Origin of the sequence: Pseudoalteromonas sp. SG43-6 (genome assembly GCF_014164365.1) — a bacterium.
GTDB lineage: Bacteria > Pseudomonadota > Gammaproteobacteria > Enterobacterales > Alteromonadaceae > Pseudoalteromonas > Pseudoalteromonas rhizosphaerae.
Genome location: NZ_JACJEZ010000009.1, coordinates 110,651 through 121,768, shown reverse-complemented (window position 1 = coordinate 121,768; position 11,118 = coordinate 110,651). Strand labels below are relative to the sequence as shown.

Here is an 11,118-nt window from a genome sequence, read left to right as displayed (position 1 = left end):
CAAAAATCTACTCAATTCAGATTTTATGTCAAGGCTTACCAAGCGCTCTGGTCGCTTAAAACTTACAGCTTATGACTTATAGCTTTAAATCAGTTCATCAAACAAATCAAATAACTTATCTAGCTCTTCGATGGTGTTGTAATGCATGCAACCAATGCGTACAACGCCGCCAGTATCCAATACACCCAATTGCTTGCATAAGCCCTGAGCGTAGAAGTTACCATCCCACACACATATATGTTGCTTACCTAAAAACTCAGACACCTGACGTGGCTCAAGCCCTGCAAAGGTTAAAGCAAAAGTTGGGGTACGTTCAGCTAAACGATCTAAATCATCAATACCAAATAGTTTGATCTTAGGATAGTTAACTAGTCGAGTAAGGAAGTACTCACTTAACGCCATTTCATGCTGTTTAGTTTTTGCAAAAGCAGAAGCTAATTTATCGCGGCGTGAATAGCTACCATCAAGCTCACTAATATCTGCAATGTAGTCAACAGCAGCAATTAAACCTGCGAGTGCTTCAAAGCTTTGCGTGCCGGTTTCCCAGCGCCCAGGAATAACATCTTTGGCAGGCTCGACTTTGTATGGTCGAAACTCTTCAAGGTGCTCACGCTTACCGTACACCATACCTAAATGTGGGCCGAAAAACTTATACGCAGAGCAGGCCAAAAAATCACAATCAAGTGCTTGAACATCAATCAGCTCATGTGGCGCATAATGCACAGCATCCACATACACCAAAGCACCTACGCTATGAGCCATTTCAACAATGCGTTTAATGTCGTTTATAGAGCCGGTAGTGTTTGATGCATAAGTAACGGCTACTAATTTGGTTTTAGTACTCAGTAAGCTTGTAAAATGCGCTAAATCTAAGCTGCAATCAGCTTCGTTAATCAATACAGTATTAACCTTTGCGCCTTTATCTTCTGCAGCCTGCTGCCAAGAGGATACATTTGAGAAGTGATCTGCATTAGTCACGATAATCTCATCACCCGCTTGCCAATCACGAGAAATCGCACGGCTAAAGCTAAAAGTAAGGCTAGTCATATTCGCACCGAATACAATTTGATCGCGCGATGGGGAATTAAGTAAATCAGCAGCTGCTTGACGCGCATTGGCCATTAACTCAACGGTTTTATCGCTTGAAAAAAACGCGCCGCCTAAGTTAGAGTTGTAATAACCTAAGTAAGCTGACATTGCACTAAGCACTGATTGTGGTACTTGCGAACCACCCGGGCCATCTAAAAATATTGGCGATTTACCCGCAACTTGTTGCATAAGTGCCGGAAACTGACGACGAAGTTTAGTTAAATTCATTATCATTCCTTAAGCCGTTAGTACGAAACAATCTAGGTAACCGTCTTTACTTGCATCAATCTTATTCATCGGCGTGGCGTTGTGCCATACTTCACGGTCGTTGATTAATGCAAACATACCGTCTTTAATTTCCATTTTAAAACACGGCTCAGCTTGTTTGTTTTCATAAACAAGTAATTCACCACCTTCTAGATTTTCATGTGATACACCACAAATACATACATGATCAAAGCCGTCTTGGTGAATACCTTCTGGCGCCGGTGGCGTGTCGCTTTCAATTGCTAGCATTCTAAACTGGTGGATCTCAATATCACGGTCTTCGTCTATACCTGTGATAGCACGAAACTCATTAACGATACTTTTCATGCCTTCACTTTGCAGTAAGCTTGACTCTAAGTTCTCGTAAGTACGCTCAACATTACCTTGAAAGGTATTAATTGAATCATCTTGTACAAAGGCTTTAGTGGCTTGTAGTTTTAGTTCGCCACCTTGTGCTTTGATCACTGAATAGCGGCGTTTACGAAACGCACCATCGGCGTACGGATTAGCAGGTAGATTAGCAAATGATGGCTTGACTGCCTCGATATGAGCTTGGTTTACAAAACGAAGTTGTAATAGGTTCTGGTTGTTTAATGCTGTCATAAAATATCACCTAAAAAATAAGAGACTAACTCATAAATATTGAAGGGGATTTTAATGCAAGTAGAGAGGATTTTTTGCGTCTTTATTTAATAAAAGGAGTTTAAAAGTATAAAATTAAGATCCAAATGTGGGTTTTATTGAATTTTTAATTTAAAAATAAAAACGACCACGTGGCGTGGTCGTTTTATCAACTACAAAAAGTATTCAATAAACTTAAGGTGTTGTTTCTACAAACTCAACATTTACTTCGCACGACTCTGTGATTGGACCTACCTCATAATAGTCAGTTGAGTCCCAAGTACCATCACAGCCTGTTACGCTTACAACTTCATAACCACTATCAGTGGTATAAATTTATCCCGCGGCTTTCACCATCTGATTATAGAAAGTTAGATTCACTAACACTACCGTTGCCAGTAACGTTCACAGTAACACTGTAGTGTACTGAATACGAAATATTGTAATAACCTTGGTTATCACGTAAATCATCTAAATAACTAACAGTACCACTGCTTAGCGGATTATAATCAAAGTCCAACCTTGCTGATTTATCAGCAATAGCTTCTATTCCACTAATAGTCTCTAATGCATTCTGTCTAGAATAGACGTCTGTTAAATTGCTATTATTACTAAAATCTAGAGTCGTAATTGGAGAGTTATTCACCTGCAGCCAGTATAAAGACGTCATCTCACTTATATTTAGCTGTTCAAGCTGATAATTACCAAACAAATCCAGTGATAAAATTAGCTCAGGATTAGCAATTGACGATAAGTCACTAATACCTGATTGATATATTCCTAGTCTTGATAAATTAGTAAAAGACGAAAAATCAAAACTTGTATAATTAGCTCCACCTATCGTTAAACTTGATATGTGATAGACCTGTGACCATGGCACAAGTGATTGCTCAATACCTTCGATACTTAATGAAGTCAAGCTTTGTAAAGCTGAAAAATCTAGATTATTTATTGAGGTATACGAAATGCTAAGGCTTTCTAAATTAACGAGATTTGTTAGGTTAAGCACTGAAACCCCCATTTTACCAATATCAAGGCGAGTTAATTTCGTTAAATTGGTGACATCAAGCTCTGTTACCCCCGTTTGCCCCCATAAAAACGCATTTCTTAGCTCTGTTAAATGCCCAATATTGAGTTCAGTTAAGCTACCACTATTAATTGCTAAGTACTCTAACTGAGTGTTAAAGATTAGGTCTAGCTGATTTAACTCTATGCCTTGTAAGTCTAAATGCACTAATTGTGTTTGATTAGATAAATCAATCTGAGTCAATGGCATATCATGCAAAGTTAAATACTGCAGTGAGGTATATGCAGATAAGTCAATATCTGAAAGATTTTGTCCACTCAACTCTAGGCGAGTAATTAGACTAGAGTCGTAAAATTGAATAGATTCTATTTTTGTTTGCTGCTCAGAACCATAGTTATAACCATTAGAAAACTCTGTTAATTGCTCAAAAGCAGATAAATCAAGATGGGGACCCAAGTTTAAGTCTGAGAGTTCAAGAATCTGTAAATTAGGCAAGGCCTCTAGACCGGCTAAAGACGTAATCTCACCATAGTTGTTCCACAGGCAATTTAATTCAATCACACTCTCTAAGCTTGTTTCACCTGAATTATCAACACACATTGCAAGCGCAGGATCTGTAATATTCGCTTGGGTAGATAACGGAATAAGCTCTTTAAACGTTACATCAATTTGACAGCTTTCTTTCACATAAGGGATTCTATAATCACTGCCATCTTCATAGCCGTCACAACCTGAAATACTATTAAGCTCATAACCTGAATTTGGCTCAATAGATGTCGACCAATTTGAGCCATGAGCAACATTACTATCATCTCCTACAGCTAATGAGCCATTACCATCACCATTAACTGTGATTGTATACATAGGTAAATCAAACGATAAGTAAACTTTATCTTGCTCTAAGCAGCTATTACCTTTTAAGTACTTACAGAAAGTAACATTACGGCGGTTGTTATCAATTAATTCAATAACAGTATCTTGACCGTCGAGGGTTAACTCTAACTTTCCATCAACTAGCTCAACATATACAGGTTCAGTGTCGTCAATCTGGAAAATATAGTGTTGCTTATTTAGCACTTCATCATAGTAATCATAGGTAACAGCCCAGCGAGCAATACCATTACTATCATTTTGATAAAGGCTAAAAACTAAGTTATGTTCTTCGAACTGAGCGACATCTGTTGAAGGTGTGTAATCATGTATATATAAATGTGCTGTAGTGTCTCCACCATTTACTGCACCGCTAAGCGTCCGTTCTATAAAATAACGCTGACCATCAACAGCAACTAGGGTATATATAAACTCCCCCTCAAGTGTGCATGTATCTAAAGAAACATCGCACCAATCAACCCTCTGATAGATGCCATCAACGTATTCAGAATATCGATCACGTTTTAAATGTCCACCTTCAAACCCTCCTTGAAAAGAGCTTGTGTCAAAAGTAAAGAAAACCTCTCCATCATCATAAACTTGTATTTCCCCCCAATGGGTGTCTAGGTCATGACCATCTCTAAACTGGTGACTACCAGCAAAGTTATCGGCACTAATTGGTTGTTCATTACGACGCACCATGATACCTGAATCTGTATAATGCTCACCGTCAAAAACACCTTGAGTAACAAGCTGGTAACCAATATTTAAACCTTTAGTGATATAAAATGATTCAGTTCCGTTATCTTCAGGAAAGAAAAGCGCTATAGAGTTATCAACTATTTGCCAAGTGAAATTCTCTTCGGATAAGTCACTTATATTATGAGATACACCAGACCCATCAAGATTAAAATTTACTTTATTAACAGTCTTTTCCCCGACCAAGTCAACTGACCATTGTCCTGCGATATCATCGGTTGTAATAGCTAAACGTTGATCGAGTGATGTTTTACTCACTTCATAAGAAGTTGTGTATTCATCAACTAACACATCATCTTTATATTGTTCGATTACTCGATCTAACTCATACCAGTTAATTCCTTTCTCTGGTAATGGTTTTAATCTCAGGCTTGTAGCAATATCTTTAAAATTAACTTCAAGTGGAAAACCCTCTGGGTATTCTATATTTTGATATTCATTAAGAATAAACGCTTGCTGTGGGGTGATTTCAATCACACCTTGCTTATCCTCTTGCCAAGTAATATCAACTTTACCGTTGTAGGTTAAATAGCCGGTATTATCTTCATTAAGATCTACAGTATAAGCACTTGCATAATACAGATCTTGATTACCAATAATGAAGCTACCAACTGTTTGCTGTTGCTCTTTAAAGGTTGCTGTAATTTCACAATCAGTGTTACTTGCAAATGCAATGTAGTGATTACCTTCAATATAGCCATCGCAGCCTTCAATTACGTCTAAAACGAAACCGTCGTCAGGAATGATTTCAAACCCAACTTTTTGATACAAAAATGACGCTTGTGATGCGGGTGAAATTTCACCATTGCCACTTGAGTTAGCGCTAAGGGTAACTTTAGGGCGCTTTGGTAAGTAAGTAATTTGTGACGCAGCATTACACGTGCCACCATCTTGATAATGGCAAACTACAATGCTGCCGGTATCTGATGAAACAAGCTCAAGATGCCACGTTTCACCATTTCGGTCATAACTTAATACACCGTCATTAAAGGTTGCGCCGGTGTAAGTCTGCCCCTCTAATTCAACAACGTATATTACGTTACCGTTTTCGTCATATTCAGTATAAATTCTATCTGTTTGGCCATCTGCTGAATAAAACTCTGTGTAATTCTCTAATAGCTCTTCGGTGAATGCGCTGTAGGTTAAGTCTTTGCTGTATTCATAAACTAATATTGCACCGCTTTGAGACCTAATCTCACCATTTGGTAAATAGTAATTTAGAGTGCGCTTAATGTAATACAGGTTACCAACAATACTGATGAACTCATGAATCATTTCACTTTCAAGGTAGCAACTTGCACCAAAGCCTTCACATGACGTAACAATTTCATTGTTATAAATAAAACGCTTACGTGTAAACTGACCATCATTTAAATGCCCCTGCCAATCAGTGATGCCTAGGCCGATCATCATTGTGCCATCGCTAAAAATATTTAAATCATACGATTGAGATGTGCCGATAAAGCCATGCCAACGACCAATTAAATCATCATTCGTAGTCGATACCGCTTGTTTTTTGATTAATAGCCCCGTTAGGGTGTCACTCGGCTTATCAAAGCTCGTATCAAGACCAACTAATTGATAGCCGCCACTTAATGCTTTTGTAAACCAAAGCTCTAGCTGCCCTGTTTCGCCGCCGTCATCATAGTTAACAATTAAGCTATGGCTATTTAGCTGCCAAGTAAACGCTTCGCTACTATCAACAACGCCTGTACCGTCAGCATAAAATTGCAGAGTTTCAGGTAGGTTGGGATCGTAGCTAGTATAAAAGTCATTATCTTGTACATGAAGTGCCCACTCACCTACCAGCTGTTCAGCTAATAATGAAATGGTTTTATTTTTATATATTAGATTCGTCGTATATGTTTCATCATCTTCAGTCGTCATTGTAACTGAACCGCTGTTGCTATTAACAACCGTTCGCTCTGTTGAACGCGTCACTTCGATGGTTCTAAACACATCGTTTTCAGCCAATACAGTAAAGCTGAATCCAGTTAAAACTACAGACTCTGAACTTTCTGCATCTGAATTTTGATAAATCGTAACTTTTTCAGCAAAGTCTAATGTATAAACGCCTGCATTTTCAGCCCAAGAGATCGCACTACTGGTATTAGAGCTAAACTGCCCGCTTCCATCAGCCCTTAAGCTAAGGTGGAATGCTGTATTGGTATGATAACGAGGTGAGTTAATAATATAATTACCCTCGAGCGTACCTGTTGCGCCGGTTACTAGAGCATCATCTTCTTTAATTTCTTTTTTGGTTTTTTCGATGATTTCAGGATCTTTCTCTATCACTTCTTCTTCAAACTGCTTCGCGACTTGTTCATTCGCAACAAGCTCCAGCGTGCTATTAATACCTTCAGGTAATTGATAATCTGGATTATCAACAACAATCTTAATAAGTGTTGCTAGCTGAATCTTCTCATCCGCATCAACATTTAACAGTGCGCTATTAAGCTCTTCTTCACTCGCAGGCTCTGTACCATCACGTGTTAAAAGTGCAAATTCAGCAGTGGTAACATTAGTGATATTGACACCAAAATTATCATTACTATCAAGCGTATTATCCTCGCCCGCTTGTGCTAAAAGCTTTTCAACTGAACTTAGCTGCGATACAAACTCAACACCTGGGTTTAAGGTATCTAGTCCTTTCGCTTTTACTCTTACCAACTTTTTAGTTGATGACTCATCGATATTTAAAACCGCTGTATAACGACCACTATCATTTGCTTGAACCTGGAACGATTCACCACCAACAACAATTTCAAGTTCAGCATTTGCAATTGGCTCATCAGTAACAAGCCCTGTTATGGTTACATTGGATACTTTACGCTTGATGAGCACCGCTTGAGAGGATGATGCTGAAGCACCATCATTATCAGTAACCGTTACAGTAAAATTAACCGTAATGTCTTCACTGATATCGGGGGAAGTAAAGCTCACTTCAGCACTGGAAAGACCATCACTGATAAAGTCAAAGCTCGCATCGTGGCTCCAACTATATGACGAAATTTCACCATCAGTATCATTTGCTGTCGCTTTAAGAGTGAATGTTTCTTGTTCTATTTGTTCATCTGCAGCCGTTAGTGTAACTATTGGGCCTTGGTTAACTGGGTCAACAGGTTTTGGCGTTGTACTACCGCTATCATCACCTCCGCCTCCACAGCCAGTTAAAAATAGCGCACTGGCTAGTAAGCCTATGCGTAGCTTTATTTCAAAAAAACCCATTTTATTCCCCTTTTAAATGGATGCTATTGAGGGAGCTGTGTTTAAATCATTTCCCTTTAATAATTTAAAAAAGCCTTAGCTTAATGTGGCTTTAAAATTTTGTTTTCGGTTCTTATAACTTTTTATATTTATACTTTAAGAATTACACCTCAGAAGCCTCAAGCTCGAATCATCATTCTCAAGTTATTAAATCTCCCAATCCCCTGATTCTCATAGGCTAATTATTCTTTCGTACACTAAAGATATTGATGCTGCGTAATTTGATGTGGTAAATGAAATTGAAATTAGCTAAGGAGTTTACGATGGTGCCTTTCATTGCTGATTAATTATTTTAATAGCATGAAGGAAGTTATCGCCTTTTCCATGGCAACTAATAACATATGTTAATTTTTTATTGGTAAGATTCTAGACTAAGAAAACTTTTCGTCAAGTGAAAATGAACAAAGGCTTAACAAAAACCCACATATTGTGGGTTTTTTTGCAACAAGTAGACTTTTAAACAGCTTGTTGAATAATCACGTTGTCTGCTTTTTTAGTGTAAGCAGGCATGCGATGGAAGTTCAAGTAACGGTATGTATCTGATGCTGTTGCATTGATCTTCGCAGCATATTCTTGATACTCAGCAGATGTTGGTAACCTACCTAAAATTGCAGCGATTGCAGCAAGTTCAGATGAAGCTAAAAATACGTTTGCGCCATTACCTAAACGGTTCGGGAAATTACGTGTAGAGGTAGACACAACTGTTGCTTGATCTGCAACACGTGCTTGGTTACCCATACATAGTGAACAACCTGGAGTTTCGATACGTGCGCCAACACGACCAAAAATACCGTAATAACCTTCTTCTGTAAGTTGGTCTTTATCCATCTTAGTTGGTGGAGCAACCCAAAGCTGAGTCGGTAATTGACCTTTAAAGCCATCAAGCAACTTACCAGCAGCACGGAAGTGACCAATGTTAGTCATACAAGAGCCGATGAATACTTCATCAATTTTCTCGCCTGCAACATCAGAAAGAAGACGCGCATCATCTGGATCATTTGGTGCACAAAGAACTGGCTCTTTAATTTCGGCTAAATCGATATCAACTATATGAGCGTACTCAGCGTCTTTATCAGCTTCCATAAGTTCTGGGTTAGCTAACCACTCTTGCATTGCTGTAACACGACGTTCAATCGTACGTACATCACCGTAACCTTCAGAGATCATCCACTTCAGCATCACAATGTTTGATTCTAGGTATTCAGAAATAGATTCTTTAGATAACTTAACAGTACAACCTGCCGCCGAACGCTCTGCAGATGCATCAGATAATTCAAATGCTTGCTCAACAGTTAGGTGCTCAACGCCTTCAATTTCTAGTACACGACCAGAGAATTCGTTAATTTTTCCTTTTTTCTCAACGGTTAATAAGCCTTGCTTAATACCGTAGTAAGGGATTGCATGTACTAGGTCACGTAATGTGATACCAGGCTGCATTTCGCCTTTAAAACGGACTAAAATTGATTCAGGCATATCAAGTGGCATTACACCAGTTGCTGCTGCGAATGCTACTGCACCCGACCCAGCTGGGAATGAAATACCTAATGGGAAACGTGTATGTGAATCACCACCAGTACCGACGGTATCTGGTAATAACATGCGGTTTAACCATGAGTGGATAATACCGTCACCTGGGCGAAGTGAAACACCGCCACGGTTCATGATGAAATCAGGAAGCGTATGGTGAGTATTTACATCAATAGGTTTAGGGTAAGCTGATGTATGACAGAAAGACTGCATTGTTAAATCTGCAGAGAAACCTAAACAGGCTAAATCTTTAAGTTCATCACGCGTCATAGGACCGGTTGTATCTTGCGAACCAACAGTTGTCATTTTAGGCTCACAGTATTGACCTGGGCGAATACCAGCAACGTTACATGCTTTACCAACCATTTTTTGCGCTAGTGTGAAGCCTTTATCAGAAACTTCTGTTGCTGTTGGTACTTTAAATACATCTGTTGCACCCAAGCCAAGAGATGTACGCGCTTTGTCAGTTAAACCACGACCAATGATTAGTGGGATACGACCACCAGCACGAACTTCATCTAAAATTACCTCAGATTTAAGTTCAAAAGTAGAAATAATTTCATCAGTACCGTGACGCTTAACAACACCTTCGTAAGGGAAGATATCGATTTGCTCACCCATGTTAAGTTCATCAACATTTAATTCGATTGGTAATGCGCCTGAATCTTCCATTGTGTTGAAGAAGATTGGCGCAATTTTATTACCTAAACATACACCGCCAACACGCTTGTTTGGTACAAACGGGATATCATCGCCCATAAACCAAAGTACAGAGTTAGTTGCTGACTTACGAGAAGAGCCAGTACCAACAACATCACCTACGTAGGCAAGTGGTAAGCCTTTCGTTTTTAGTTCTTCAAGTTGTGTAATTGGACCAACTTCACCAGCTTTATCAGGTGTAATACCGTCACGTTCAATTTTTAGCATTGCTAAAGCATGCAATGGAATATCAGGACGTGACCAGGCGTCTGGCGCTGGTGATAAATCATCAGTATTTGTTTCGCCTGTTACTTTGAATACCGTAACTGAGATTTTTTCAGCAACCGCAGGTTTATTGGTAAACCATTCTGCAGCAGCCCAAGATTCAATAATTTGCTTAGCGTATTCATTACCCGCTTTTGCTTTTTCTTCAACGTCATAAAATGCATCAAACATTAATAACGTATTTGCAAGACCTTTAACAACGATTGGCGCAAGCGCTTCTTCGTCAAGTAGCTCAATCATGGGGGCGATGTTGTAACCGCCAAGCATTGTGCCTAATAGTTCAGCTGCTTTTTCTTTTGAAATTAGTGGTGAAGTTGCCTCACCTTTAGCAACTGCGGCTAAAAAGCCAGCTTTGATGTAAGCTGCGTCATCCACACCTGGCGGCACGCGATTTACTAATAAGTCTAAAATAAACTCTTCTTCACCTGCAGGTGGTGTTTTAACTAGCTCGATAAGATCAGCCGTTTGCTGAGCATCCAATGGCGCTGGTACGATACCTAACGCGGCACGTTCTTCTACGTGTTTACGATAATCTTCTAGCACAATATTGCCCTCTTGGTGACGTGAAAGTATTCAGTAATACACATTCTCGCGAAAAATTACTCAATACTTATAGTATTCTGACGATTAATTATAAAGCTTTTAAATATAGATGAAAATCCGTGCAATCAAGCAAAATTCTATACTCATTATAAATACTGTGAATA

4 protein-coding genes are annotated in these 11,118 nt (G+C 39.0%); all 4 read right to left on the bottom strand.

Features of this window, described 5'->3' with window-relative positions; all coding sequences use genetic code 11:
• Positions 1–84: 84 nt before the first annotated feature.
• Entirely contained in the window at positions 85–1,317 is a 1,233-nt protein-coding gene (locus H5201_RS06040) for a cysteine desulfurase-like protein (protein ID WP_182768016.1), read from the bottom strand.
• A 9-nt stretch (positions 1,318–1,326) separates the two neighbouring features.
• Entirely contained in the window at positions 1,327–1,959 is a 633-nt protein-coding gene (locus tag H5201_RS06035) for a 2OG-Fe dioxygenase family protein (protein ID WP_182718990.1), read from the bottom strand.
• 379 nt (positions 1,960–2,338) lie between these two features.
• Entirely contained in the window at positions 2,339–7,861 is a 5,523-nt protein-coding gene (locus tag H5201_RS06030) for a PKD domain-containing protein (protein ID WP_182783933.1), read from the bottom strand.
• 495 nt (positions 7,862–8,356) lie between these two features.
• Complete coding sequence (gene acnB / locus H5201_RS06025) at positions 8,357–10,954, bottom strand: bifunctional aconitate hydratase 2/2-methylisocitrate dehydratase (RefSeq protein ID WP_149980473.1); 2,598 nt, start codon at positions 10,952–10,954, stop codon at positions 8,357–8,359.
• Positions 10,955–11,118 lie beyond the last annotated feature (164 nt).